At 72.7% G+C, this 24,805-nt stretch carries 29 protein-coding genes; 19 read left to right on the top strand and 10 right to left on the bottom strand.

What is annotated here, in order from left to right:
• A partial coding sequence (locus tag AWH51_RS10855) for a phosphotransferase family protein (RefSeq protein ID WP_107490194.1) occupies positions 1-931 on the bottom strand: 931 nt, incomplete at its 3' end.
• 54 nt (positions 932-985) lie between these two features.
• A complete protein-coding gene (locus AWH51_RS10850) occupies positions 986-1,327 on the bottom strand; it encodes a hypothetical protein (RefSeq protein WP_063072089.1) in 342 nt (113 codons plus the stop codon).
• 183 nt (positions 1,328-1,510) lie between these two features.
• On the opposite strand from AWH51_RS10850, the gene AWH51_RS10845 reads away from it, so the two are divergent.
• A complete protein-coding gene (locus AWH51_RS10845) occupies positions 1,511-2,017 on the top strand; it encodes a hypothetical protein (RefSeq protein WP_063072088.1) in 507 nt (168 codons plus the stop codon).
• A gap of 6 nt (positions 2,018-2,023) precedes the next feature.
• Here the strand turns inward: AWH51_RS10845 and AWH51_RS10840 are convergent, their stop codons facing one another.
• On the bottom strand, positions 2,024-2,872 hold the full coding sequence (locus AWH51_RS10840; protein ID WP_063072087.1) for a helix-turn-helix transcriptional regulator: 849 nt from the start codon (positions 2,870-2,872) through the stop codon (positions 2,024-2,026).
• 355 nt (positions 2,873-3,227) lie between these two features.
• Between AWH51_RS10840 and AWH51_RS10835 the strand changes: the two genes are divergently transcribed.
• The gene (locus AWH51_RS10835) at positions 3,228-4,607 is read left to right on the top strand and encodes an NAD-dependent succinate-semialdehyde dehydrogenase (protein ID WP_063072086.1); all 1,380 of its coding nucleotides are present in this window, start codon (positions 3,228-3,230) and stop codon (positions 4,605-4,607) included.
• Positions 4,608-4,654: 47 nt separating this feature from the next.
• Here AWH51_RS10835 and AWH51_RS16305 read toward each other — a convergent pair whose 3' ends face one another.
• Positions 4,655-4,825 (bottom strand): hypothetical protein, encoded by a 171-nt coding sequence (locus tag AWH51_RS16305; protein WP_175345514.1) that lies wholly within the window; start codon positions 4,823-4,825, stop codon positions 4,655-4,657.
• Positions 4,826-5,180: 355 nt separating this feature from the next.
• On the opposite strand from AWH51_RS16305, the gene AWH51_RS10830 reads away from it, so the two are divergent.
• From AWH51_RS10830 to AWH51_RS10795, 9 genes are all read left to right on the top strand, one after another.
• Positions 5,181-6,365 (top strand): cobalamin-independent methionine synthase II family protein, encoded by a 1,185-nt coding sequence (locus AWH51_RS10830; RefSeq protein WP_063072085.1) that lies wholly within the window; start codon positions 5,181-5,183, stop codon positions 6,363-6,365.
• A 37-nt stretch (positions 6,366-6,402) separates the two neighbouring features.
• Positions 6,403-6,603: a hypothetical protein gene (locus AWH51_RS10825; protein WP_063072084.1), complete on the top strand. Its 201-nt coding sequence runs from the start codon at positions 6,403-6,405 to the stop codon at positions 6,601-6,603.
• Entirely contained in the window at positions 6,604-6,909 is a 306-nt protein-coding gene (locus AWH51_RS16630) for a Fic family protein (RefSeq protein ID WP_081235059.1), read from the top strand. It abuts the gene before it with no gap.
• 111 nt (positions 6,910-7,020) lie between these two features.
• Positions 7,021-7,194 (top strand): aureocin A53 family class IId bacteriocin, encoded by a 174-nt coding sequence (locus AWH51_RS16300; RefSeq protein ID WP_175345513.1) that lies wholly within the window; start codon positions 7,021-7,023, stop codon positions 7,192-7,194.
• 85 nt (positions 7,195-7,279) lie between these two features.
• Positions 7,280-7,888 carry a PH domain-containing protein gene (locus AWH51_RS10815; RefSeq protein WP_063072082.1) on the top strand — a complete coding sequence of 203 codons (609 nt, stop codon included), beginning with the start codon at positions 7,280-7,282 and terminating at the stop codon, positions 7,886-7,888.
• The gene (locus tag AWH51_RS10810; protein WP_063072081.1) at positions 7,878-9,374 is read left to right on the top strand and encodes a PH domain-containing protein; all 1,497 of its coding nucleotides are present in this window, start codon (positions 7,878-7,880) and stop codon (positions 9,372-9,374) included. The genes AWH51_RS10815 and AWH51_RS10810 overlap by 11 nt, the downstream gene beginning before the upstream one ends.
• A complete protein-coding gene (locus AWH51_RS10805) occupies positions 9,371-10,270 on the top strand; it encodes an ABC transporter ATP-binding protein (RefSeq protein ID WP_063072080.1) in 900 nt (299 codons plus the stop codon). Before AWH51_RS10810 ends, AWH51_RS10805 begins: the two co-directional genes overlap by 4 nt.
• Entirely contained in the window at positions 10,267-11,103 is an 837-nt protein-coding gene (locus tag AWH51_RS10800) for a hypothetical protein (protein WP_063072079.1), read from the top strand. Before AWH51_RS10805 ends, AWH51_RS10800 begins: the two co-directional genes overlap by 4 nt.
• A gap of 53 nt (positions 11,104-11,156) precedes the next feature.
• Positions 11,157-11,459, top strand: coding sequence for a hypothetical protein (locus AWH51_RS10795; RefSeq protein WP_063072078.1), 303 nt, complete (start codon positions 11,157-11,159; stop codon positions 11,457-11,459).
• 33 nt (positions 11,460-11,492) lie between these two features.
• On the opposite strand, the gene AWH51_RS10790 is transcribed toward AWH51_RS10795, so the two are convergent.
• Positions 11,493-12,152, bottom strand: coding sequence for a TetR/AcrR family transcriptional regulator (locus AWH51_RS10790; RefSeq protein WP_063072077.1), 660 nt, complete (start codon positions 12,150-12,152; stop codon positions 11,493-11,495).
• Positions 12,153-12,293: 141 nt separating this feature from the next.
• Here AWH51_RS10790 and AWH51_RS10785 point away from each other — a divergent pair, with 141 nt between their 5' ends.
• The 3 genes from AWH51_RS10785 to AWH51_RS10775 all read left to right on the top strand — a co-directional run bounded on the left by AWH51_RS10785 (position 12,294) and on the right by AWH51_RS10775 (position 15,435).
• Positions 12,294-13,835 carry a DHA2 family efflux MFS transporter permease subunit gene (locus tag AWH51_RS10785; protein ID WP_175345512.1) on the top strand — a complete coding sequence of 514 codons (1,542 nt, stop codon included), beginning with the start codon at positions 12,294-12,296 and terminating at the stop codon, positions 13,833-13,835.
• Positions 13,836-13,937: 102 nt separating this feature from the next.
• On the top strand, positions 13,938-14,243 hold the full coding sequence (locus AWH51_RS10780; RefSeq protein ID WP_063072076.1) for a helix-turn-helix domain-containing protein: 306 nt from the start codon (positions 13,938-13,940) through the stop codon (positions 14,241-14,243).
• On the top strand, positions 14,236-15,435 hold the full coding sequence (locus tag AWH51_RS10775) for a type II toxin-antitoxin system HipA family toxin (RefSeq protein WP_063072075.1): 1,200 nt from the start codon (positions 14,236-14,238) through the stop codon (positions 15,433-15,435). The genes AWH51_RS10780 and AWH51_RS10775 overlap by 8 nt, the downstream gene beginning before the upstream one ends.
• A 35-nt stretch (positions 15,436-15,470) precedes the next feature.
• Here the strand turns inward: AWH51_RS10775 and AWH51_RS10770 are convergent, their stop codons facing one another.
• A complete protein-coding gene (locus AWH51_RS10770) occupies positions 15,471-15,866 on the bottom strand; it encodes a hypothetical protein (protein WP_063072090.1) in 396 nt (131 codons plus the stop codon).
• Positions 15,863-16,600, bottom strand: coding sequence for a TetR/AcrR family transcriptional regulator (locus AWH51_RS10765; RefSeq protein WP_254654543.1), 738 nt, complete (start codon positions 16,598-16,600; stop codon positions 15,863-15,865). The genes AWH51_RS10770 and AWH51_RS10765 overlap by 4 nt, the downstream gene beginning before the upstream one ends.
• A 109-nt stretch (positions 16,601-16,709) precedes the next feature.
• On the opposite strand from AWH51_RS10765, the gene AWH51_RS10760 reads away from it, so the two are divergent.
• From AWH51_RS10760 to AWH51_RS10740, 5 genes are read left to right on the top strand one after another with little or no spacing between them, the layout of a single operon-like run.
• Positions 16,710-17,801, top strand: a complete 1,092-nt coding sequence (locus AWH51_RS10760; RefSeq protein ID WP_063072073.1) for a Gfo/Idh/MocA family protein — start codon at positions 16,710-16,712, stop codon at positions 17,799-17,801.
• Positions 17,798-18,610, top strand: a complete 813-nt coding sequence (locus tag AWH51_RS10755; RefSeq protein WP_063072072.1) for a hypothetical protein — start codon at positions 17,798-17,800, stop codon at positions 18,608-18,610. The genes AWH51_RS10760 and AWH51_RS10755 overlap by 4 nt, the downstream gene beginning before the upstream one ends.
• Positions 18,611-18,664: 54 nt before the next feature.
• Positions 18,665-19,987, top strand: coding sequence for an ABC transporter substrate-binding protein (locus AWH51_RS10750; protein ID WP_063072071.1), 1,323 nt, complete (start codon positions 18,665-18,667; stop codon positions 19,985-19,987).
• Positions 19,988-20,030: 43 nt separating this feature from the next.
• A complete protein-coding gene (locus AWH51_RS10745) occupies positions 20,031-21,038 on the top strand; it encodes a carbohydrate ABC transporter permease (protein ID WP_063072070.1) in 1,008 nt (335 codons plus the stop codon).
• Positions 21,035-21,916, top strand: a complete 882-nt coding sequence (locus AWH51_RS10740) for a carbohydrate ABC transporter permease (RefSeq protein ID WP_063072069.1) — start codon at positions 21,035-21,037, stop codon at positions 21,914-21,916. Before AWH51_RS10745 ends, AWH51_RS10740 begins: the two co-directional genes overlap by 4 nt.
• A 77-nt stretch (positions 21,917-21,993) precedes the next feature.
• Here the strand turns inward: AWH51_RS10740 and AWH51_RS10735 are convergent, their stop codons facing one another.
• The 3 genes from AWH51_RS10735 to AWH51_RS10725 are packed head-to-tail and all read right to left on the bottom strand — an operon-like array spanning position 21,994 to position 24,694.
• Complete coding sequence (locus AWH51_RS10735) at positions 21,994-22,335, bottom strand: hypothetical protein (RefSeq protein ID WP_063072068.1); 342 nt, start codon at positions 22,333-22,335, stop codon at positions 21,994-21,996.
• Between the two features lie 2 nt (positions 22,336-22,337).
• The gene (locus AWH51_RS10730; RefSeq protein WP_063072067.1) at positions 22,338-22,796 is read right to left on the bottom strand and encodes a hypothetical protein; all 459 of its coding nucleotides are present in this window, start codon (positions 22,794-22,796) and stop codon (positions 22,338-22,340) included.
• A 44-nt stretch (positions 22,797-22,840) separates the two neighbouring features.
• Positions 22,841-24,694 carry a glycoside hydrolase family 2 protein gene (locus AWH51_RS10725; protein WP_063072066.1) on the bottom strand — a complete coding sequence of 618 codons (1,854 nt, stop codon included), beginning with the start codon at positions 24,692-24,694 and terminating at the stop codon, positions 22,841-22,843.
• Between the last annotated feature and the right edge of the window lie 111 nt (positions 24,695-24,805).

Genomic DNA, 24,805 nt, shown 5'->3' with positions numbered 1-24,805 from the left:
CGTAGATGAGCGTGGTGGCGTACCCGAGCCAGAGCACGCGGGACCCGCGCACCACGAAGTACTCCGTGACCAGCACGATGAAGAGGTCGACCGCCTCGTCGAGCACCGAGGACATGTTGACGACCGACGCATCGCCCCGCCGCACCGAGGAGAACAGCAGCGACGCGAGGTCGGCGCCGACCGGGCCCGGCCCCACCGACTCCCAATCGATGAGCACGATGCCGCCGCCGTCGACGAACACGTTCGCGCCGGTCGCGTCGTGGTGGCAGAGCGTCCGCGGCAGCGCCTCGAGCGCCGCGCGCACGCGGTCCTGATGCGCGAGGAGGCTGGCGGCGGCGGGGATCCGCTCACCGAGCGCCGCGGCCGCACGCGGTCCGGGAGCGGCGAGAGCCCGCGCGCCGGCGGCGGCCGCCTCGGGCTGCGCGTGCCGGTCGATCCAGCCCGTGAAGAGCCACGGATCCTCCGGCGGCCGCCCGAGCCACCGCCCGCCGAGCGCACCCAGCGCCTCCGCGGCGTCGAGCAGCGCGGCCCGGTCCAGCGGGCGCGCGCCCCGGTGCCGCACCTCCTCGAGCCACAGGGTCACGCCGCCGTCCGCGTCGCGAGCCGCCCCATGCGCGCGCGGCGCCCGGATCCCCGGCGGCAGCCCGCCGAGCAGCCCCGACCGGTAGGCGGCCAGCTCCCGCGCGCCGTTCGCCACGAGGTACGGGACGGCGAGGTGCGGCCCCTCCGTCCGCTTCTCGACGAGCGACCACGGCACCCGCGCGCCGCCCGCCGCGAGCACCGCCTGCCCGCGGACCCGCGTCACGGCCCGGTGCGCGAGGAACGCGTCGTACTCCAGCGGCTCCCGGCGCACGTCCACCAGCGCGGCCACCGGCCGCCCGAGGAGGTCGGCGACGGCGTCCCCCAGCCCCGCGTCCCGTCCGTCGTCCATGCCCCGACGCTAGCGGCGTGCCCGTCGCACCGACCGGCGCTCCGGCCGCTGACCTCAGCTCTCCGGGTCGTCCCCGAACGCGCGCACCTCCTGGGCGCACCGGCACGCGGCCGCCATCCGCGCTGCCCACGCGTACGCGGCCTCCCGGGTCGGCAGGTCGAGGACCGCGTAGCCGCCCTCCAGCCGGCCCGTCCCCGGGTGTGCGCCCGGGGACACGGATCCGTCGGCCGCCACCCGCACGGGCGGGACGGTCCCGTCGATCCCGCCGCCGAACACCCACACGCCTTCGGCCTTCGCCTCCCGCACGACCGCGTGCGACTCCTCCACCACCGCCTGCCACTCGCCGTCCGGCACGTCCATCTCCCCGCTCGGGAAGGAGATCAGCCACTTCGTCATCGGTCCTGCTCCTCGCCGTCGTCCGTGCCCAGAAGCCAACCACCTGTGAGGAGTTGGACGACCGACCAACGACCGCCCGGATCCCGTGCGCTCCGCCCTCCCGCCCTGCACTCTCTTCCTCGTCAGCACCACCGACACGCACCGCTCGAACGATCCATGATCCTGAGGAAGAGGAACAGACCCATGAGCAAGCTCACGTCGACGACCACCCGCATCGCCGCCACCGCAGCCCTCGGAGGCGGCATGATCGCCGCCCTCGGCGGCTTCGCGGCGGCTCCCGCCCTGGCCGCGGAGGCCCCCGCGCCCGACCCCAAGACCAGCGCCGCCACCAGCCCCATCACCGGCAGCGTCACGCTCGACCCGGTCGCGATCGTCAACGCGATCAACGTCGCCGTGAACGACCAGCGCGACCGCAACGGCGCCGTCCAGGCCGCCCTCGACGTCGGCTACTACAACGCCGGCAACCCCGACCGCCTCACGGTCGCCGTGGTGAACAAGAACCAGGACATCTACGTGGAGGGCGCCATCGCCGACGCGAAGCCGATCGCCATCAAGGGCGGCAGCTACGTCATCTACTGGTTCAACGGACCGGGCAAGGTCACGAACAACGGCGACGGCGGGTTCCTCAACTGGGGCGTCCTCGGCAACAGCGTGAAGAACGGCAACGTCATCAGCATCAACGGCGGCTGATCCCCGTCACGGCTCCGTCGGCGCCCCGTCATCCCCTCGGGATGGCGGGGCGTCCGTCGTCCCGTCCTCGATCATGAGCGGCGGCTCGGCGCGGTGGATGCGGTGGGCGCGCCGCGTGCGGATCACCCCGCGCACGAACGCGACCGACACCAGCGCCGTGCGGTTCGGCGCGTTCCATGTGCGCATCAGCCGGCCGAGGTGCCAGGCGACGGCCTGCCGGCTGTAGGAGGTGGCGCGCGCGATCTCGTCGTTGGACATCCCGTGCGCGGTGAGCGCGAGCATCCGCTCCTGCACGTGGTCGAGGTCGGGGGCGCGCGCGACCAGGTCGAGCTCGACGTCCTCGTCGGCACGCGGAGGATCCGCGACCACCGCGCGCGATGCCGCCGCCACGCGCGAGCGGTGCCCCATCCACGACTCCACCCAGCACGTGCAGAGCTCGTGGGCGACGTGCGATGCGCGGGCCATGGCGACGATGAGCACGCCGCGCCGTTCGGCGGCGGCGGCGTGCATCACGAGCGCGAAGACCCGGAGCGCGGGGAGCGCGGCGCGGAGGGCGACGGACAGCTCGACGTCCGTCCGCGTGGCGTTCCGCCCGGCGTCCTCGCGGAGGGCGTCGAGGCACGCGGGCGGCAGCGGTCGGCCGTGCTCGACGGACGCGAGGGCGTACGGCAGCACCAGGGGCACGACCTCCGCGTAGCGCATGCGCAGCCAGTCCCGGCCGGCCGGATGCACGTCCTCGAGCGGGCAGCTCAGCAGGAGCTCGAGGAACTCGTCGACGCGGGCGTCCAGTCCGAGGCCCAGCGGCTGGCCGGGGCGCAGCATCCGGCCGCGGTCGGTCTCCCGTGCCTCGCCCATCGACTCCCCTCGGATACGCGGTGCGCGCCCCCGAGACGTCCGCACCGCGCCCCCATCGTGCGCTCACCCGGTATACGAGCGGTGGACGCCTCGTGTCCCATCGGATGACGGGGGCCGATCCGACCGCCCGCTCCTCGAGCGGACCCGGGGCGCGGATCCCCGGCCCCGCCACGACGGTGCCACGACCGGCGGTCGCTCCTCAAGGCGTTGACGGGGACGGCCATCCGTGCAAAGCCGACGCCGCGTGAGGTTTCGAGCGTCGTCCCGCGGACCCGACGCCCTGTCGCGCGGCCACCCGCTCGATATCGTGGGCCCCACCCGCGTCACCCGTGCGGGGTCTCGAGGAGGAGCACCCATGAGCAGCTACGCCGTCACCGATCCGACCACCGGCGAGACCGTCGCCGAGCATCCCGAGATCACCGACCCGGAGCTGCAGGACGCGCTCGCCGCCGCCGAGGGCGCGTACCGCGGCTGGTCGCGCCGCACCTCCGTCGCCCAGCGCGCCGCGCTCGTGGCCCGCGTCGCCGAGCTGCACACGGAGCGCCGCGACGAGCTGGCGCGGATCATCGTGCGCGAGATGGGCAAGCCCCTCGACCAGGCGCTCGGCGAGGTCGACTTCGCGGCCGACATCCTCGGCTACTACGCCCGTGGCGCCGAGGATTTCCTGGCCGACGAGCCGATCGCGCTCGCCGACGGCACCGGATCGGCGTTCGTGCGCCGCTCGGGGCTCGGCGTGCTGCTCGGGATCATGCCGTGGAACTTCCCGTACTACCAGGTGGCCCGGTTCGCCGGTCCCGCCATCGTGACCGGCAACACGATCCTGCTGAAGCACGCGCCGCAGTGCCCGGAGTCGGCCGAGGCGATCGAGCGCATGTACCGGGACGCGGCGGCGGAGCTCGGCGCCGACCCGGGCGTCTACGTGAGCGTGCTGGCGACGAACGCGCAGATCGAGGGTGTCATCGCGGATCCGCGCGTGCAGGGCGTCTCCGTCACGGGATCCGAGCGGGCGGGCGCCGCCGTCGCGGAGATCGCGGGCCGGCACCTCAAGAAGGTCGTGCTCGAGCTGGGCGGATCCGACCCCTTCATCCTGCTGTCGACCGACGACCTCGACGCCGTCGTCGCGGATGCGGTGGCCGCGCGCCTCGACAACAACGGCCAGTCCTGCAACGGCGCCAAGCGCTTCCTCGTGATCGACCACCTCTACGACGACTTCGCCGCGCGCTTCACGGCCGAGCTCACGGCCGCCCAGCCCGCGGATCCGATGGCCGACGGCACCCTGCTCGGCCCGCTCGCCTCGCACGCCGCCACCGAGCGCCTCACCGAGCAGCTGGCCCGCGCGGTGGACCAGGGCGCCACCGTGCTCGCGAGCGGCGAGCCCGTCGGCAACATGTTCCCGCCCGCGGTGCTCGCCGACGTGACGCCCGAGATGGACGCCTACCGCGAGGAGTTCTTCGGTCCGGTCGCCGCGCTCTACCGCGTCTCCTCCGAGGCGGAGGCGGTGGCGCTCGCCAACGACACCCCGTTCGGCCTCGGCTCCTACGTCTACACGACGGATCCGGAGCAGGCGCTGCGCGTGGCCGACGGCATCGACGCCGGCATGGTCTGGGTGAACCTCGTGCTCGGCGACGCCGCCGAGCTGCCCTTCGGCGGCGTGAAGCGCTCGGGCTCGGGCCGCGAGCTGGGCCGGCACGCGGTGGACGAGTTCGCCAACCGGAAGCTGATCCGCATCGCGTGATCGAGCGGCCGCGCTGCCGGGCCGGGCGGGGCGGTCGGGGCGGCGTGTCAGGGGTTCGCGGGGGAGGGCCGCGCCGCCGGGTCCGCGAGCAGCAGCTGCCGGAACCGGAGCCCGCCCACCGTGAGGACCGCGAGGACAGCGGTCGCGATGCACGCGGAGCCGAGGGCGACGACGCCGCAGACGAGGGGGAGGTCGTGCGGATCCACCGCTCGCCGCATGCTCGATCTCCTTCGTCGCGCGCCGGGAGCGCTGCCGTCCGGATGGAGGCTAGGGACCGGGGCGGGGATCGGCGCCCGACCGTCCACATGCACGGGCCCGGGCCGGCGCGCGGGCGGCGGATCGGCCCGCGCATGTCGCGGTGTGACGGACCCGTCGCGACGCCGCGAGCGCCAGGGCGCGCCGTCCGCCAGGCTGGTCGCGTCGCGTCGCGTCGCGTCGCGTCGTCGCGTCGTCGCGCCGCGTCGCGATGTCGCGCCGAGCACGACCGCGCCGAGCACGACCGCGCCGACCGCGCCCGACCCGACCCGCCCCACCGCACCCGCCCGACCGCCACGCCCCACCCCGAGGAGCCGCATGACCGACCGCATCCCGACCACGCACGCCGGCAGCCTGCCGCGCTCGCCGGAGCTGACCCGCCTGCTCGTCGCGCGCGACCAGGGGCGCCCGTTCGACGCGGCCGAACTCGCGGAGGTCACCGCGTCGTCCGTCGCCGACACCGTGCGCCGCCAGCTCGAGACCGGCCTCGACATCGTGAACGACGGCGAGGTGCCGCGCGTCGGCTTCTCGACCTACGTGCTCGAGCGGATCGACGGCTTCGGCGGCGCGGGCCACCGCAAGCCCACGCTCGACTCGCTGAAGTTCCCCGACTACGCCGCGTTCCAGGCGAAGCAGATCGTGGAGGGGGCGGACGTGGCGCGGGTCTGGGATCCGCCGGTCGCGCAGGGCCTCCTCGCGTACGACCCGACGCTCGCGGGCATCACCGAGGACCTCGACGGCTTCGACCGCGAGCTCGCCGTGCAGGCCGACCGCGGCCTCCGCCCCGCCGGCACGTTCTTCTCCGCCGCGACCCCGGGGATCGTCTCCACGACCCTGCTGCTCGACGCCGCGAACCCGCACTACGGCGACGACCGCGCCTACGTCTTCGCGCTCGCCGACCAGCTGAAGCTCGAGTACGACGCGATCGTCGCGCGCGGCCACACCCTCCAGCTCGACGCGCCCGACCTCGCGATGGAGCGCGTGATCCAGTTCGGCGACGCCACGCTCGAGGAGTTCCTCGCCGCGGTCGACCTGCACGTGGATGCGCTCAACCACGCGATCCGCGACATCCCGCGCGAGAAGGTGCGCCTGCACGTGTGCTGGGGCAACTGGCAGGGCCCGCACCAGGACGACGTGCCCGTCGACGTGCTGCTCCCGCACCTGTACCGGGCGAACGTGGGCGCGTTCAGCATCCCGCTCGGGAACCCGGCGCACCAGCACGAGGCGCCCGCGTTCCGCGCCCACCCGCTGCCGGACGGTGCCGTGCTCATCCCGGGCGTCGTGGACGTGACCACCAACTACCTGGAGCACCCGCAGGTCATCGCCGACCGGATCCTCGCGGTCGTCGACGCCGTGGGCGACCCGACCCGCGTGATCGCCGGCACCGACTGCGGCCTCTCCACGTTCGCGAGCTACGAGTTCGTCGCGACCGACGTGGCGTGGGCGAAGCTCCGGGCGCTCGTCGCGGGCGCGGAGATCGCGTCGCGGCGCGCGTTCGGGTGAGGGGGCGCGAGTCGTCCCTGGCGATGATGCCGCTGTCGTGCACATCACCGACGCCCTCGCCGCGCTGGCGCGTGCCGATGAGCGGATCGGGACGCGCGGCCAGCACCTGAACCACCTGCTCATCCGATCGGAGAGCATCTCGTCGTCATGCATCGAGGGCGATCGCGTCACGCCTGAGCGCCTCGCGATCGCCGAGCTGATGCACCACGGCTCGCGGGTGGCCTCGACGTCATCGTGAATGTGCGCGCGACCGAGGACGCGATCGACGCTCTCGCCGATCGCGCATGCGCAGTCCGAGACGACCCACCGCTTCACCGACGGCAACGGCCGCACCGGGCGGGCGCTGACCACACGGCCCTCCGCGCCGGCCGCATCGCCGAGCGGGTCGGCGTCGTCGGCACGGCGGAGGCCTTCGCGGACTTCGTCGAGGAGCTGGGCGACGACGTCCGGGGCAGGGCATCCGAGACTTTCGTATCGCTTCGCGCGCCTCGCGTTGCGGAAGTCGAGACCTCTGGGCTTAGCTCGGAGCGCCCGGCCTCAATAGCTTCGTGACCACGCCGGGTCGGATTCCGATCCACCCGGAATCAGAGTCGACTCCTGTGCACGCGTCTGGACGGTCCATCGATCATGCACGTAGAAGAAAGCGAAGCAGCATATGTGGTCATTCGTCGCCAAGGTCCTCGCCCAGGCATGGAAGTACGGCGCCTCCAAGGTCGCCGCCGTCGCCAAGTGGGTCCAGTCCAACTGGGCTCAGGTGCAGAAGTGGATCTCCCGTGGCCTGTCGGTCTCCTCGATCATCGAGCTGATCCTCAACATCCTCGGGTTGTAGTCCCTGACGGACGCCCCCGGGTCGCAGCCGACCCGGGGGCCTCCGTCTCCCACCACAACCACCAGCAGCGTGCCGACGACGTACCGTGGCCATCGAGAGCGACCAGGAGGTGACCCTCGGCATGGACGACACGCTGCACCTGCCCGGGGACGGCGAGCCGACCGCCGACGGCGGCCGCGATCCGCGCCCGCTCCACCCCAGCTCGGTGCTGCCGGCATCCGGGTCGCCGGGCGTCGCGCGTCTCCCGCGATCCGCCGCCCTCTACTGGAGCACCCATTCGGTCCTCGGCGCCGTCGGCGTCCTGGCCGTCGTCCTGCCCCTGGTCCTGTGGCTCGGGGGTCGCGGCGCGCTCGAGACCGCGGCATGGATCGCGGTGCCCGTCGTCGCCGTCCTCACGCTCGTGGACGTCCTCGTCCTGAACCCGCTGCGGCTCGCGAACTGGTCGTACACGGTCACCGCGGACGCCGTCTACATCGCCCGAGGTCGGTTCGTCCGGACCTCGCTCGTGATGCCCACCGCGCAGGTCCTCAACGTGGAGATCGCCGAAGGTCCGCTCCTCCGCGCGTTCGGCATGGTCCGCGTGCGGTTCGTCTGCATCGGCGACGGCCCCGTGATCGGGCCCGTCCTCCCGGGCGAGGCGGAGGCCCTGCGTCGGCGCGTGATGGGCACGTGGGAGCCCCGCGATGCGGCCTGACCGCGACGCGACGACCTTCCGCGACTCGCCGCGGTTCATGGCGGCGGACCTCGCGGGTCATCTCCCCAGCTACCTGACGCTGGTCCTCGCGACCCTCGTCTGGGTCCCGCAGGCCGAGCCGTGGGTCGGCCGCCTCGTCATCCCGCTCCTGATCGCGCTCGGCGCCTACCGGCTCATGGAGCCCGTCTACCGCTGGGCGACCGTGCGCTACGAGGTGACGGGGACCGAGGTCCGGATGTGGTCGGGCGTGATCGACGCCCGCTCGCGCGTCCTCCCGTGGGGCTCGATCTCCGCGGTCGAGACCGAGAGCACCTGGGCCCTGCGGATCTTCGGGCTGCACCGGGTCACGGTCACGCAGGCAGGTGACGCCTCCACCCGGATCGTCTTCCGCGGGGTCGACGCGCCGACGCACCGCTCGCTCCTCGCTCGAGTGCGGCCCGTCGCCGGTGACGCGCCGTCCGGTCCCGCGTCCGTTCCCGCTCCCCCGTCCGCCCGGCCCGACGACCGGGAGCGCACGATCTACGCGGCCTCCTGGCGCGACCTCGTCGCCGTCACCTTCCTGCACGCGCGATTCGTCGTCCTCGCGCCCACGCTCGTGGCATCGGTGTGGGAAGTGCTGCAGACGGCCGGGGCCGACGTGCCGCTCGCTGACGCTGCGGGCGGGATCAGCCCGGTGCTGGTGGCCGCGATCGTCGCGGTCGTCGTCGCCGCGCTCGCGACCGTCGCGACGGCGGTCCAGTACCGGGGCTTCCACGTGGGCACGACGCCGGCGCACGACCTGGTGATCAGGTACGGGCTCATCGAGACGCGCGAGCGGAACATCAGCGCCCACGCGCTGGCGGGGGTCGTCGTGCAGCGCAACCTCCTGGAGCAGGTCCTGGGCCGCGCTCGGCTCTCGCTGCTGACGACGGACTCCGGTGCCCAGCTCGGCACGAACCTCATCCTCCCGACCCTGCCGCGGTCCACCGTCGCGGCGATCCTGCGCGAGCACTTCCCCGACCAGGCGGCGGCCGCGGCCTCGCTCGTGACGCCGGGCCCGGTCGTCCGTAGCGGCGTCACCGCTGCGGTCATGGGCTCCATCGGTGCGGGTGCCGCGCTCGTCGCGACGGCCGCCGGGACCACGCTCGCTGCCGGCGTCCTCATCGGGCTGGGCGTGATCCTGCTGTCCTCCGCGCTGTTCCGCCAGCTCGCGTCGAGGCTCGCGTTCGACGCAGCGACCGACCAAGTCGCCGTCACCTCGCACGTCGTCCAGGAGCGGCGCACCTTCGTCTCGGCCCTCGCCGTGCACACGGTTGCATCGGTCCGCCCGGCGGGGTCGGCGGACGGCACGTGGACGTTCGCCTCCCTCCGCATGTACGCGGGCTCGCCGCGGCGGCTCACCGCGGCACGCTGCCGCGAATCCGACCTGCACGCGCTCTCCCGCGCGCTCGTGCAGGCGTCCCCCCGCATCGCCCGCACGAAGAGAGAGGCCAGGGCCGCACGATGATCGAGATCGCGAACGTCTCCAAGAGCTACGGCGGCACCACCGTGCTCGACGACGTCTCCCTCCGCGCGCGCGACGGGGAGGTCACCGGGTTCATCGGCCACAACGGAGCGGGCAAGTCGACCGCGATGCGCATCGTCCTCGGCCTCACCCGTGCGGACGCCGGCGAGGCCCGGATCGACGGCGAGCGCCACGTCCAGGCGCGACGCCCGGCAGCGCAGGTGGGAGCTCTCCTCTCCGCGGACGGGCTCCCGCCGCGCATGACCGCGCGCGGACTGCTGGACTACGCGTGTCGCACGCAGGGCCGGCCCCGGGGTCGCGCCGAGGAGCTCATCCGCATGGTGGGCCTCGAGGAGGTCGGGAGCAAGCGCATCGGGGCGTACTCGCTCGGCATGAAGCAACGGCTGGGCATGGGCTTGGCGCTGGTCGACGACCCCCGGAACCTCGTGCTCGACGAGCCGGTCAACGGGTTGGACCCGAACGGCGTCCTCTGGCTGCGCGGCCTCCTGCGGATCCACGCCGACCGCGGCGGCTGCGTCCTCCTGTCCTCCCACCTCATGAGCGAGCTGTCGCTCGTCGCCGACCGCGTCGTGATCCTCGCCCACGGTCGCGTCGTCCGCGAGGGCCGCCTGGACGAGCTGGGGGGCGACGGGTCCTCGCGCGTCTACGCCGAGTCCCCCGCGCCGGAGCGCCTCGCCCAGGCTCTGATGGCCGCGGGCTTCCCGCCGCAGCGCGAGGGCCGCGGCGTCATCGTCCACGGGGTCGGCTCGACGCGCGTCGCGCAGATCGCGTATGAGTCCGGGGCGGGCCTCAGCCACCTGAGCACGCCGGGGACGTCGCTCGAGGACGTCTTCCTGTCCACCACCGGCACGACCGCGGAGAGGGAGGTCGCGTCATGAGCGCGTCGCACGGTACCGCCACCGCCACCGCCACCGCGTCACGCGGCCAGCGCTGGGCGCACGTCGCGTCCGCGGAGCTGCACCGCAGCGTCCAGCGAGGAGCGCTGCGGGGCGGCCTGATCTGGGCGGCGGGGCTCGCGCTGCTGGCCGGGGCCGGCGCCCGCGCCTTCACGGGCGCGTTCGCCGATCCGACCGCGGATGGCGCCGCGCTCGTGCTCACGCTGCCGATCGAGCTGGCGGCCACGGTCTTCGGGGTCGCCTTCGCCCTCGCCGTCCTCGGGAATGCCAGCCGGGACACGACGGACGGGACGGTCCTCACCTCCCTGGCGCTCGTGCCGCGGCGGGGCCGGCTGCTCTCGGCGCGCGCCGTGGCGCCGACGGCCCTGGGGGCGCTGGGGGTGCTGGGCGTCGCCGCCGTGCTCGCCGCCGTGCACCTGATCGCGGACGGGCCCTCGCCCGCGACCGTCTCCGCCCTCCTGGTCGCCACGGCCGTGGCGACCCTCACGACAGCGGCGGTCGTCCTGCTGGTCTTCCTCACCGCCACGGTCCTCCGGCGCGGTGCCGCAGCGATGGCCGTCTTCATGCTCGTCGTGCTGGTGCTGCCGATCGCCGTCTCGGTGCTCACGGTGGTGGGACCGGTCCCGCTCCGAGGCCCCGCCGACGTCCTCCTCGCCGTCCTCCCCGGCACGCTCGCCCTGAAGGCGATGAGCACCGCGACGATCGCCGCGGAGGGCCCCGCGACCGTCCTCGCGGGCCTGGCGGGCCTCGTCGCCTGGTGCGGTGCCGCCGGCCTGCTGGCCGCGCGGGCTCTCTCCCGTGAGGGCGACGGCTGATCCGTGCCCCCCATTCCACCCCCACCCGCAACGACTACCGATGAAGGAGCACCATGACCTCCCTGCTCGAGGACACCCCCCGCTGGCTGCTCTACGCGGGTCTCGCCGCGATGCTGCTCGTCCACATGTTCGTCCTGTCCAACCGCCGGCACGCGTGGCCGGGGGCCGTCTTCCCCGTCGCCTGGGTCGTCCTCTTCGCCGTGCTGGCGGGGACGGGGCAGCCGATCGGCCCGCGCGAGATCCTCTCCGGCGCGATCGTGCTGGGCCTCCTCGTGTTCCTCTGGGTGTCGATGCGCCGCAGCCGCGCGGCGAGAATCGCCCGCGGACGCGAGCGCCCGGCGGGCGAGGCGGGCTGAGGCCGTCGTCCGGCCGGGTGATCCTCGGTCGCCTCAGGCCGCGCCGCTGCCCGCGATGTCGCGGAGGCGACGGCGCACCGCCGCGTGGGAGGCGACCAGGGTCGCGTCGAGGCCGGCCGTGCGCGCATCCGCCCACTCGTCGAAGGCCGCGCGCACCGCGACGCCCGCGAGCTCGGTGACGAGGCGCGCCTCCTGCGCGGTGATGCGTCCGCCGAACGCCGTCGTGATCCTCTCGGCCAGCTCCCACGAGCGCGCCGCGTCGAGCGACACCGCCGTCGACCGCAGCTGCGGCTCGGCCGCCATGAGCCGTCGCACGCGCAGCTGCTGGTGCGCGATGGCGGAGAGGTCGCCGTCGAGGCTGGCGAGCACGCGCTCGTAGACGGCCTCGAGCTGGGGGAGCGGCGCGGATCCGCGGTCGACGTCGGCGAGCCAGGCGTCGAGCGGCGCGTCGAACACCGGGTGCAGGGTGAGGACCGACTCCTCCTTGCTCGGGAAGTAGCGGAAGCAGGTGCGGTCGGAGACGCCCGCGGCCTGCGCGATGTCGTGGATGGTGGTGGCCGCCATGCCGCGCTCCTCGAAGAGCGCGAGCGCGGCCTCGCTGATCTCGGTGGTCGTCGCCATGCGGCGCCGTTCGCGGAGGCCCGCGGCGCCGGTGCCCGCGGTGGTCGTGGCCGTGTCGCTCAGCGTGCCCATCCGGTCGCCTGCCTCTCGAACATCCCGCCGGTCGGATCCGACGAATCTGTCATATACTGCCACATGGTCCGAGTCTGACATCGAGACCGTCCCGGCCCCGCACCGTCGCGCGCGCCCCGCCTTCCACTCCCGGAGATCCCCATGAGCACGCCGCCCGCCGCCGACACCCGGCGCGACGCCACCCCGCCCTCCGAGGCGACCGTCCCCACCGCCGGCCGCGCCGCCGCCGACCGCCCCGTCGCCCCCGAGGACGAGCGCCTGCCGCACGGCGCCCCGCTCGTCATCGGCCTGCTCGTGGTCGCCGCGTTCGTCGTCATCCTCAACGAGACGATCATGAGCGTCGCCCTGCCGAGCCTCATGGTCGACCTGTCCATCACCACCGCCACCGCGCAGTGGCTCACGACCGGCTTCATGCTCACCATGGCGGTCGTGATCCCCGCGACCGGCTTCATCCTGCAGCGCTTCACCACGCGCCAGGTCTTCGGCGCCGCCATGACGCTGTTCTCGATCGGCACGCTCATCGCCGCCATCGCGCCCGGCTTCGGCGTGCTGCTCGTCGGCCGCATCGTGCAGGCCAGCGGCACGGCCATCATGATGCCGCTGCTGTTCACGACCGTCCTCAACCTCGTGCCGGCCGCGCGCCGGGGCCGCCTCATGGGCGTCATCTCCATCGTCATCGCGGTCGCCCCGGCCATCGGGCCGACGGTGTCCGGCCTCATCCTCAGCTCGCTGTCGTGGCGCTGGATGTTCTGGATCGTGCTGCCCATCGCCGTCATCGCGCTCTCGCTCGGACTCTGGAAGATCACGAACCTCACGACCCCGCGGAAGCTCCCGTTCGACATCCTCTCCGTCGTGCTCTCCACGCTCGCGTTCGGCGGCCTGATCTTCGGCCTCTCGAGCCTGGGCGAGTCCGCCGAGGGCAACGCGCCCCTGCCGCTGTGGATCCCGATCGTCGTCGGAGTCGCCGCGCTCGCCGCGTTCATCGCCCGCCAGATCGGTCTGCAGCGCGAGGACCGCGCCCTCATGGACCTCCGCACGTTCCGCAGCCGCGCGTTCGTCGTGGCCGTGATCATGGTGAGCGTCAGCATGATGGCGCTGTTCGGCAGCCTCATCGTCCTGCCGCTCTACCTGCAGAACGTGCTGGAGCTCGGCACGCTCGAGACCGGCCTGCTGCTGCTCCCCGGCGGCGCGCTCATGGCGATCCTGTCGCCCATCGTCGGCCGCCTGTTCGACCGCGTCGGGCCGCGCCCGCTCGTGATCCCCGGTGCCGTCGTCGTGAGCATCGCCCTCTGGGGCATGACCACGATGCTGCACGAGGGCACGTCCATCGGCTGGGTCATCGCGGTGCACCTGGTGCTCAACGCGGGCCTCGCGTTCATGTTCACGCCGCTGCTCACCTCGGCCCTCGGATCCCTGCCGCCGCGCCTCTACTCGCACGGCAGCGCGACGGTCTCGACGATGCAGCAGCTCGCGGGCGCCGCGGGCACGGCGCTGTTCGTCACGGTGCTCACCACGACGACCGTCGCGGGCGTCGCCGACGGACAGTCCGAGGTCACGGCCACGGCGGCCGGCGTGCAGGCGGCCTTCATGATCGGCGGCTTCATCTCCCTCGCCGCCGTCGCCGCGTCGTTCTTCGTGCGCCGTCCGGCGGAGGCGCTGCCGGAGGGTGTGGCCGCGCACTAGGCGCCGTCCCCTTCCGCAAGGAGTGCGTCAGTGTGGCCTGACATCAAACTTGCGTGACATCAAGCCCTTTAAGATCTAGTCAGCTTGACCTAAACTGCTGCCATGCCGACCACGCCTCCCGCCATCACGAGATCCCTGCGCATCGTCGGGCGCAACCTGGCTACGCAGCGGAAGCTGCTGGGTCTCACGGCGAAGATGGTCGCGGAGCGCGCCGGGACGACGCAGCAGACCATCAGCAAGCTCGAGAACGGGCAGGGGACGAGCTTGGAGATCACGCTCCGGATCCTGCGCGTGCTGGGGCTCATGGACGGCGTGGTCTCCGCCACCGATCCGTTCGGTACCGAGCGAGGCCGGCTGATGGTCGACGAGAAGCTGCCGGAACGCGTCCGGGTGCGCAAGCGTGGCTGACGCCTACGACGTGACGACCGTGATCGGCCGTGAGGAGGTGCGCGCGGGGAGGATCTTCCGCACCAGGACCTCCGGGTCGTTCGAGTACGACTCCGACTACCTGCGCCGGCGAGACGCATTCGCGCTCTCGCCGGCCCTCGGCCTCTTCCCCGGTGCTCAGGCGCTGGCTCCCGCGAACCCCTTCAGTGACTCGGCGCCGGACACCTGGGGTCGGAAGGTGCAGAATCGCGCTGCCGGGCGCACGCTCGATGAGCTGACCCTGATGTTCGGCGTCAACGACGAGGGGCGACAGGGGGCGACCCGGTTCTGGCAGGGCGGTGTCGCCGTGGCGACGGGCGGCGGGGTCCCCGCGGAAGCCGATCTGTCCGAGATCGTCCACGTCGCTGACCAGATCGAGCGCGGCGAGACGGAGATCGATGATGCCGCAGTCCGTCGTCTCTTCCGGGCGACCGGCTCGCTGGGAGGCGCGCGCCCCAAGGCGAACGTCAGGATCGGCGCCGACCTGTGGCTGGCGAAGTTCCCCAAGCCCACCGGTGACGAATGGAACGTGATCGCGTGGGAAGCTGCGGTGCTCGACGTGATGGGCGAGGTGGGGATCGACGTCCCGCCTCACGACACGAAGCGGATCACGGTGGACGGCACCCGACGCACGGTCCTGTTCCTGAGGCGCTTCGACCGCGGCGCCGACGGTGTCCGCATCCCCTACATGTCCGCGATGACCGCTCTCGAGGCGACGGACGGTGACGGAGGCGATTGGGTCGACGTGGTCGACTTCGCGCAGGTGGCCGGTGCCGACGTGACCGAGCTGTGGAGACGAGCCGTGTTCGGCGCGCTCGTCGGGAATCTCGACGACCATCTGCGCAACCACGGCTTCCTGCGCGAGGGGACCGCCTGGGCGCTCGCTCCTGCCTTCGACGTGAATCCGGTGCCGCTCGGCGACGGTCAGCGCCACCAGCTGGCGCTCCTCGGCGACCGGGAGACGAGTCTGGACTCGTTCACCACCGCGGACGCGCTCGACATGTTCGGCATCCGTGCGCCTGCGGCGCGGACCTTCCTGGAGCGGCTGCGGTCAGCGCTGCCGGGTCTTCCCCGGCGAGCCGCCGCGCACGGCGCCGACGCGCTCACGATCGAGACGATGCGATCCCGCATCGAGCACGCGATCGCGGCCGTGGGTCAGGCCATGGAGCCGTAGGGCCGCTGTCGTCGAGGTCGCGCTGATCGACGGCGTCATCCCGCTCTCCGCCCAGGGAGGAGGACGGGCGCGGTGGACAGCACCAGGATCGCGAACAGCGTCTGGTCGACCGCACCCCACACCGGGATGCCGCCGGTCGTCGCGATCACCGACCAGTTGACCGCGATGTCCTCGAGGATCACGGCGATGCCGAGCCCGACCCCTGCAGGGCGCCGGAGCGCGAGCAGCGCGATGACCAGCGGATCCAGGACCGTCAGCGACACCCAGAACGCCCGCAGCGGGAGCGGGTGCCCCGCGTAGACGTCGAGCCCGGCCGTCGCCAGGTCGAGCACGTGGCTGACGGTGCCGATCGCGAAGCCCGTGATCCAGAGGGCGCGCACGAGGCGCGGGCCGCGGTCCGGCCGGCGCGCCCGCTCCGCCGACGGCGTCACTCCCACGACGCGGAACCGGGCGGGACGGCCGCCCTCGCCCCCGCCCGCCACCGCGCGATCGACTGCTCCACGTACTCGCCCACGAGGCCGGGCAGGTCGATCCGCGGGTTGTGCAGCCACTGGATCTCGAGGCCGTCGAGGATCGCGAGGAAGCAGGCGGCCTCGTAGTCGAGCGTCGCCTCGTCCATCGCGGGCACCTGCCCGAGCGTGCCGGCTTCGTCGATGCGCTGGCGGATCTGCGCGATCGTCCGCGCGTACCGCGTGCGGATGTACTCCTGCGCGGGATGCGTCGCGTCCGACGCCTCGGTCGCGAAGGTCAGGTACAGCTCGAGGAAGCCGCGGTGCTCCACGTGGTACCGCATCAGGTCGACGAAGGCGCGGATGGCGGGGAGGCCCGGCGCGGCCTCGGAGACGAACGGCTGCTGCCGGTCCCACTGGCGGAGCACCTCGGTGAGCAGCTCCTCCTTCGTGAAGTAACGGAGCACGGCGGCCGGGGAGACGCCCACCTCGTCGGCGATCTCCTTGATCGTCGCGGCACCGTAGCCGCGGATGCCGAACACGCGCACGGCCGCGTCGACGATCTCGGCACGGCGGCGGACGCCGGTCGAGTACCGCCCCCGCGCTGCGTTGCCGGTCACACGGCCCCCGAGCGTGGTCGCGCTCTCATCCTCATCAGCACGGGCGACGCTCTCGGGGGTGCCCGAGGGCGGGGCCGGCCTGCGGGTGTCGGTCACGATGTCGATCCTCCCCCTTGTGCGGTCCGCGAAGCGGGACGTACAGTGACTCAACCGTAAACAGGTCGTCAGTTTTCGTCCTGGGTCATCAGCTAGGGACGAGGGCGTCGTGAGCGAAGTGGTGTTCGGGGTCGGCCTCATCGGGGCCGGGCCGGTCGGGCAGGCCATCCACCTGCCGACGTTGGCGCGCATGGCTGACAGGTTCCGCGTGGTGCACGTGATGGACGTGGATCCGGACGTGGCCCGCCGCGTCGCCGCCCGCGTCGACGCGCGCCACTCGACCGACGCGGATGCGCTCATCGACGACCCGGCCGTGGACGTCGTCGTGATCGGCAGCCCGAACCGCTTCCACGCGGAGCAGGTCATCGCCGCGTGCCGCGCCGGCAAGCGCGCGGTGCTGTGCGAGAAGCCGCTCGCCGTCTCCGCCGAGGAGGGGGAGGCGATCGCCCGGGCCTCGGTCGAGCACGGCGTACCCGTCGTCGTCGGCACGATGCACGCCTTCGACGCCGCCTGGACCGCCGCGCTCGACGGCTGGCGCGCGTCCGGCGACGCCCCGCACACCGTCCGCATCTCCGCCGTGATCCCGCCGAACCCCGACTCCGAGGACTCGGCCACCGAGATCGTCGGCCGGCCCGCGCCCCGCTCGCCCGGCGCCCCGGACCTGGAGGCCCGCGTGGCCGCCATCACCGGCGGCGTGCTCGGCCTCGCGATCCACGACCTGCCGCTCGCCCGCCAGCTGCTCCCGGTCGCGCCGCCGCGCGTGATCGCGGCGCGCACCCTCGACCCCTGGGGCTACGAGATCGTCGCGATGGTCGGCGAGAGCGTGCTCGAGGTGCACGGCGTGGGCGGCGCGACGTGGGATCCCGAGTGGACGCTCGACGCGGTCGCCGTCGACCGCTCCCTCCACGTCGACTTCTCCCTCTCCTACGTGCATGCCGGATCCAGCACCGCCACCCTCGCCGACGCCCGCCGCGCGACGACGTGGGGGCCGTACGCCGACAACGGCTACGTCGGCGAGTGGGAGCACGTGCACGACGTGCTCGTCGGCACCGCCGATCCCGTGCCGCTCGACGAGCTCCTCGCCGACCTCGCCCTGGCGACGTCCATCGCCGAGCAGTGCGCTGAGCTGATCCGCTCCGCCGCCTCCGCCGGCGGCCGCGCCCTCGCGGGCGTCGGATGCCGCACGGGGCTGGCCGCATGAGCTCCCTCGCCGTGCGGGTCGACCCCACCGCGACCCCGATCCGCCGGGCTGCGGCCGCCGCGACCCTCGCCTCGCTGCCCGAGTCCTTCCGCCGCGCGGACGACGCCGGGGAGGTCGTCGTGCTCGACGGCGGACCCGGCTGGGCGACCCGTGCGGTCGAGGCCACGCGGGACGGCGCTCGCGCGCTCCTCGTGCTCGACCCCGGCGCGGCCGACGACGCCGCGCTCGCGGCGCTGATCGCGACCGGCGTCCCCGTGGTGCTCGACGTGCCGTGGCGGCACGCGGAGGCCGTCCGTCGGGTCGCGCCGCGCATCCACCGCTTCGCCGCTACGGGCGCGCTCCTCGAGGCGCGCGCCGCGGTCGCGGGCACGGCGGACCTGCGCGGGGCCGCCCGCGCGCTCGCGCTCACCGCGGGGACGCTGCTCGGCTCGCCCGTCGCGGAGCTAGCCCCCGTCGTCGCGACCCCTCAGCACCTGATGCTCGCCGGGCCGAGCGCGTCCGGCGTCCACGTGGTCGTGAGCGTCGTCGTCGCCGGCCACGACCACGGACGGTCGACGTTCCGGATCCTCGTCGGCGACCGCGCCGCGCACGTGGTCCTGCCCGCGCCCGGCTCGGCGTCGCCCGGCCGCGCGAGCGTCACGGATCCGGCCGGCCGCGAGGACCTGCCCGTCGTCTTCGAGTCGGGCCACCGCACGGCGCTGCGGATCGCCCGCGACGCCGCCCACGGCCGCTGCGCACCCGACGACGTCGCCGAGCTCCGCGCCCTGCTCGCCGCCGCGCCCGCCCTCGCGGCCGACGCGCGCCCCTAGACCCAGCCCCTTCCCTCCCACCACACACAGCACCACGAGACGACGGAGTCAGAAATGCCACAGCAGTCAACGAGCGCCTTCGGCAACGGCCTCACCCGACGATCCCTCCTCAGCGCGGGGGTCGGCGCCGCGGCGGTCGGCCTCCTCGCCGCCTGCAGCGGCGGCGGAGGAGGCGCCAGCGGCGCCGGCGCACCCCTCAAGTTCTGGAACATGCCCTGGGGCGCGCCCGCGTTCCTCACCGAGGACAAGGTGATCTCCGCCGCGTACAAGCCCGCGAGCGGGTTCGGCAAGGTCAGCTACCAGCAGGTCCAGTGGGCCAACTTCACGCAGACCTTCTCGACCGCGGTCGCCGCCAACAACGGCCCCGCGGTGAGCTCGGGCGGCGGCACGACCGCGTTCCTCTTCGAGTCGCAGGGCAAGATCGCGTACGCCGACGACCTCATCGAGACGTGGAAGGGCAACGGGATCTACGACGACTTCCTCCCGGGCCTCGTCGACACGCTGAAGACGGCCAACGGCTACGCGGCCGTCCCGTACAACCTCGACATGCGCATGTACTGGTACCGCAAGGACCTCCTCGAGAAGGCCGGCGTCGAGGCGCCCACCGACTGGGACTCCTACGAGGCCGCGTGCGCCGGGCTCAAGAAGATCGGCGTCTACGGCTACGGCACCCGCTCCGGCGCCGGCGCCTTCACCGGCTTCCACCAGATCGTCGCCCACATGATCAACAACGGCGGCGGCCTGTTCGACGGCGACCAGAACCCGGACGTCGTCACCGACAAGAACATCGAGGCCGTCGAGTGGGTGCTCGGCATGGTGAAGAACGGCTACGTGGATCCCCGCAGCGCCACCTACACCTCCGACAACGCGTACCAGCAGATGGACGCCGGCACCTTCGGCATGCTCTGGGACGGCGCGGGCGCCCCCGCGAACGTGACGCCCGAGACGGCGGCGCAGATGGTGGTCGGCGACCCGCTCGTGGGCCCCGGCGGCGAGAAGGGCGCGCTCTACTTCCCGAACAACATCATGATGTACAAGTCGACGCCCAGCCAGGAGAACAGCGAGGCGTTCCTCACGTACTACTACCAGAACATGAAGTCGCTCTGGACGAAGCAGACCGGCATCGGCCTGCCGCCGCTCAAGTCCATCGCCGACGAGGCGTACGCGGACGACCCGAACACCACGAAGATCCTCAGCGACTGGCAGCCCATCTCGAAGACCTGGGGCGCGCCCGGCTCGAACACCGTCTTCCAGAACGTGACCAAGGTCGACGGCACGCAGCCGACGATCTCGTTCGCGCAGTCGGTCCTCGGTGGCACAGTCACGGCGCGCGAGGCCCTCGAGAAGCTGCAGAAGGAACTGGACGCGGGCGCGTGACGCCGCGCGCATCCGGAGGGCATGACATGGGCGAGGTGACCTGATGGCGTTGGACACGCGCGACACCCGCGGCGACACCAGCGTCGTCGACAAGATCGGGCTGGCGCGCCGCGGCGTGGGCGTCGCCGGCTCCGGCCGGCGGCCGAGCGAGACCCGCAAGGGCTCGGGGAAGACGCCGCTCGGACGGGCCGGCGCGACGCTGGCGCTGTTCGCGCTGCCGTCGCTGATCCTGCTGATCCTGCTGAACGTCTACCCCGTCGTCTACTCCTTCCTGCAGTCGCTGCAGAAGGGGACGCCGTCGACGCTGCCGTGGCAGACGCCGTTCGTCGGGTTCGAGAACTACGCGAGCGTGCTGGCCTCGGAGTCGTTCCGCAACGCGACGGTCTTCACGATCGTCTTCACGCTCGTGGGCGTCTTCGGCTCCTGGCTCGTGGGCCTCGCGCTCGCGCTGCTGCTGCGCACCCGGATCCCGGCCAACGGGTTCTTCAAGGTGCTGCTGCTCCTGCCGTGGATCGTGCCGGTGGTCGTGTCGTCGACCTCGTGGAACTGGCTGGTGGCGACGCCGCAGAGCCCGGTGCCGATCATCCTGGCGACGCTCGGGTTCCCCGACGCGAACTTCCTCGGCGATCCGCTCCTCGCGCAGGTCGTGGTCTGCGTGTTCAAGGTCTGGATCAGCTTCCCGTTCATGCTGATGATGATGTCCTCGGCGCTCGCGTCGGTGGACACCAACGTCTACGAGGCGGCGAAGATGGACGGCGCGAGCGCCTGGCAGGCGTTCCGCGGCGTGACCCTCCCGATCATCTCCCGCACCACGTACATCAGCTGGGTGCTGATGACGATCTTCTGCGTCAACGACTTCCCGACGATCTTCCTGCTCACGCAGGGCGGTCCCGTGAACGCGACGACGTCGCTGATCGTGCTGGCGTACCAGCAGGCGTTCCAGAACCTGCAGACCGGACCGGCCACCGCGGTCGCGTTCATGATGACGGCCGTGCTCGTCCTCGTGTCGACGCTGCTGTACCGGCAGATCAAGAAGGCGGACATCGAATGAGCCAGGCACTCGCGGTCGGCGGCGCCACCTCGGCGACCGTCGGCGACGTCAAGCGGACCTCCGCGAAGCAGCGCGAGCAGAAGGGCCAGTGGTGGCGCTTCCTGCTCATCGCGGTGATCACGCTCGTGGTGATCACGCCGATCCTCGCGGTGCTGTTCCTCTCCACCCAGCCGGGGCAGAACTCGACGGCGACCGGGTTCACGCTCGAGAACTTCGAGCGCGTGCTCGGCGGCACCGACGTGATGATCTGGCTCGGCAACAGCCTGCTCGTCGCGCTCGTGACCGTGGTCGTCTCGGTCGTCATCGCGGCGCCGGCCGGCTACGTGCTCAGCCGCTCGCGGTCGCGGCTCGTCTCCGGGTACTCGCTCGTGCTGTTCGTGGTGCAGGCCCTGCCGGTGGTGACGGCGGCGATCCCGCTGTTCATCACCTTCTCGGCGATGGGCCTCATCAACACGCTGCAGGGCGTGGCGATCATCTACATCGGCTCGACCATGTCGGTCGCGATCTGGATGATGGCGGCGTACATCGACTCCATCCCCATCACCCTGGAGGAGGCGGCGTGGATGGACGGCGCGAGCGTGTTCGGCGGCTTCGTGCGCGTCGTGCTCCGCAACTCGCTGCCGGGCATCCTCTCGACCGCGATCTTCTCGTTCCTGCTGGCCTGGAACGACTACCTGATCGCGCTCCTGTTCCTGCAGGACTTCACGAAGTACACCCTCCCCATCGGCCTCAACACGTTCTTCCAGCAGAACGCGGCCGACTGGGGCTCGGTGATGGCGGTCGCGGTCATCATGATGCTGCCGCCCGTGCTGATCTTCGCCCTGCTGAACAAGTACTTCAGCGTCGGCGGGATCGGCGGGTCCCTCGCCGGGAGGTGAGGCGGCCTCGCTCCGGACGAGAGCCCGCCCCCGTGGTCCATGTGGATCGCGGGGGCGGGCTCTCGTCGTGAGCGGCCCTACTTGGTCTGGTTCGGATGCCGCGTGTGGACCTGTTCGAGGAAGACCGTCTGCCCCTCGACGTAGAACCAGATGCGGGCGTCCCCTTGAGCGGTGGGCTTGTGCTGCCAGCGCACGTGGTCTCGCCCGGCGCGGGTGACGAGGCCGAGCTCTCCCTTGAGCGGGTAATTCGTCGGCGTGCGCTCCGTCGGGGTCCGGGTGAGGAAGTCCCACGCGTCCGCCAGCGGGCCGCGGATGGTCGCCGCCAGGTCCTGCCACCCCTTCCGCGCGCTCTCGGAGGCGAAGACGATCGTGTGCTCGGACTTCTTCGTGGGACGCGGGACCAGCGGATCCTTCGCCACGGTCAGGGGCGCTCGACCGGCAGCGGACGATCGAGCCACTCGACCGGCGAGTGCGACAGGCCGGCGGCGATGGCGGTCGCGGTCTCGCGCCAGGAGGTGAGCTCGGCGATCGCGAGGTGGGGCTGGCCGGTGGAGAAGGACGCTCGAGCGGCATCCACGAGCTCGCGCGCGCAGCTCTCCCGGTCGGCGGCCGACAGGGCGAGCATCCACGGGAACCGCTGCGCCATGCGCGAGGCCAGCGAGCCCTCGTCGTCCAGGGTGACGGTGATGAGGTCGGCCGCGAGCTGGAGGAGCTGCGCCTGCGCGTCCGCGGCGCTCTGGGACATCAGCACCAGGGTCTCGCCGTCGCGCCGCGTCACCTGGACCGGGTGCTCCTCCGCTTCCGCGAACACGTCCGCCGAGTGCTTGCTCAGCTCGGACGAGCGACGGATCGTCGTGCGGGCGTCGTGGAGGATGGACATGCCGTCATCTTATTCGGAACGTGTTCGGAAGTCCATGTCGCGGGTCAGGCGTCGTCCCGCATCTCGTACGCGGCCCTTCGCTCCTGCACCTCACGGATCCGCGCGATGTCGAACTTGGGCCGGCGCTGGGCGTCGTAGATGCCGTTCTGCTCCTGGAACGTGTCGGTGAGCTGCGTGTAGCAGTAGCCGAACATGCGCGGATCCTCGAGCAGCACCTCCGTGAGGCCGCGGAACCGGGCGTGCCACTCCTCCACCGTGCGGACGCGCTCGCCGTAGCCCCACGAGACGGCGCGCTCGGGGTCGTCCTCGGCGGCCGCCGCTGCCGCCGCGTCGGCCTCGGCCGGGTTCCACCAGATGCCGCCGTACTCCGAGACGAAGAACGGCTGGCCCGCGTACGGCACCGACATCGCGCGACCATTGAGCTCGTTGACGAACGGGCGGCCCTCCGCGAGGCCGGCCTGCTCGCGGCGGAACGCGTCCGGATCCTGCTCGTAGGAGTGGGAGTCGTAGACGTCGGCGCCGGGCACGCGGTGGGAGTAGCCGGAGGCGTCGAGGACGGGGCGCGACGGATCCGCCGCCTTCGTCGCCCGGTACATGCCGGCCGTCACGTCGTCGAGCTGGGTGATGCGGTCGTGCAGCGGCTGGTACGTCTCGTTGAGCGGGCACCAGCCGACGATCGACGGGTGGGAGCGGTCGCGGGTGACCGCCTCGATCCACTGGGTGATGAACGACGCCGTCGGCTGCTGCGCGTCCTTGCCGAGGCCGCCGCCCGCGCCCCAGTCGCCGAACTCGCCCCACACGAGGTAGCCGAGCCGGTCGGCGTGGAAGAGGAAGCGCTCCTCGAAGACCTTCTGGTGCAGGCGCGCGCCGGTGAAGCCCGCGGCCATCGACAGCTCGATGTCGCGGACGAGCGCTGCGTCATCGGGCGAGGTCATCAGCGTGTCGGGCCAGTAGCCCTGGTCGAGCACGAGGCGCTGGAAGACGCGGCGGCCGTTGAGGAGGAGGTCCTGGCCGTCGATCGCGATGGAGCGGAGGCCGCCGTAGGAGGCGACCTCGTCGACCACCCGGGCGTCGTCGCCCGTGCCGTCGACCAGGCGCAGCGCGATGTCGTAGAGGTGCGGATCCTCCGGCGACCACGGGCGCACGCGGTCCGCAGGGATCCGCAGGACGACCCGGGCGCCGAGGCCGGCGGGCACGGCCGCGCGCGTGATCTCGCCGGCCGCGTCCCGGAGCACGGCCTCGAACCGGAGGCCCGCCGTGCGATGTGACAGCTCGGGCGTGACGGTGAAGGACGCGTCGCCGAGCTGCGGCTCGATGTGCGCCTGGCGGATGTGGGCCTCGGGCACCGGCTCCAGCCACACCGTCTGCCAGATCCCGGTCGTGCGCGTGTAGAAGCACTCGGTGTTCGCGTACCAGGTGGCCTGCTTGCCGCGGGCCTGCGGCTCGTCGCGGGTGTCGCGGGCGCGGACCGTGATCACGAGCTCCTCCTCGTCGGCCCGCACGCCGAGGTCGGCCGTGAACGACGTGAAGCCGCCGCGGTGCCGCGCGACCTCCTCGCCGCCGACCCACACGGTGGCGTCGTGGTCGACCGCGCCGAAGTGGAGGAGGACCCGACGGCCGCTCCAGCCGGCGGGGACCCGTACGGTGCGGCGGTACCAGACCGCCGTGAGGAAGTCGACGTCGCCGATGCCCGATGCGGTGGACTCCGGCGCGAACGGCACGAGGATCTCCTCCGCCAGCTCCCGACCGAGCAGCCCGCGCTCGAGGCCGGAGTCGCCGCGGTCGCGCTCGAAGGACCACGTGCCGTTGAGGACCAGCCAGTCCGGCCGGGTGGACTGCGGGCGCGGGTGCTCGGACTTCGGGATCGCGGTGGCGGCGAGCGCGGGTGCGTCGTTCATGGGCGGGTCCTTCTGTCGCGGCGGGCCGGGCGGACGTGCTCGGGATCCACTCTCGCGCAGCCGGGTGGGACCGTCCCGGGAGGATCGCCGTCCGCCGCGTCCGCCGCGTCC

The sequence above is a fragment of the Clavibacter tessellarius genome, from assembly GCF_001618005.1.
Classification (GTDB): domain Bacteria; phylum Actinomycetota; class Actinomycetes; order Actinomycetales; family Microbacteriaceae; genus Clavibacter; species Clavibacter tessellarius_A.
This window is presented reverse-complemented; position numbering and strand designations above follow the sequence as displayed.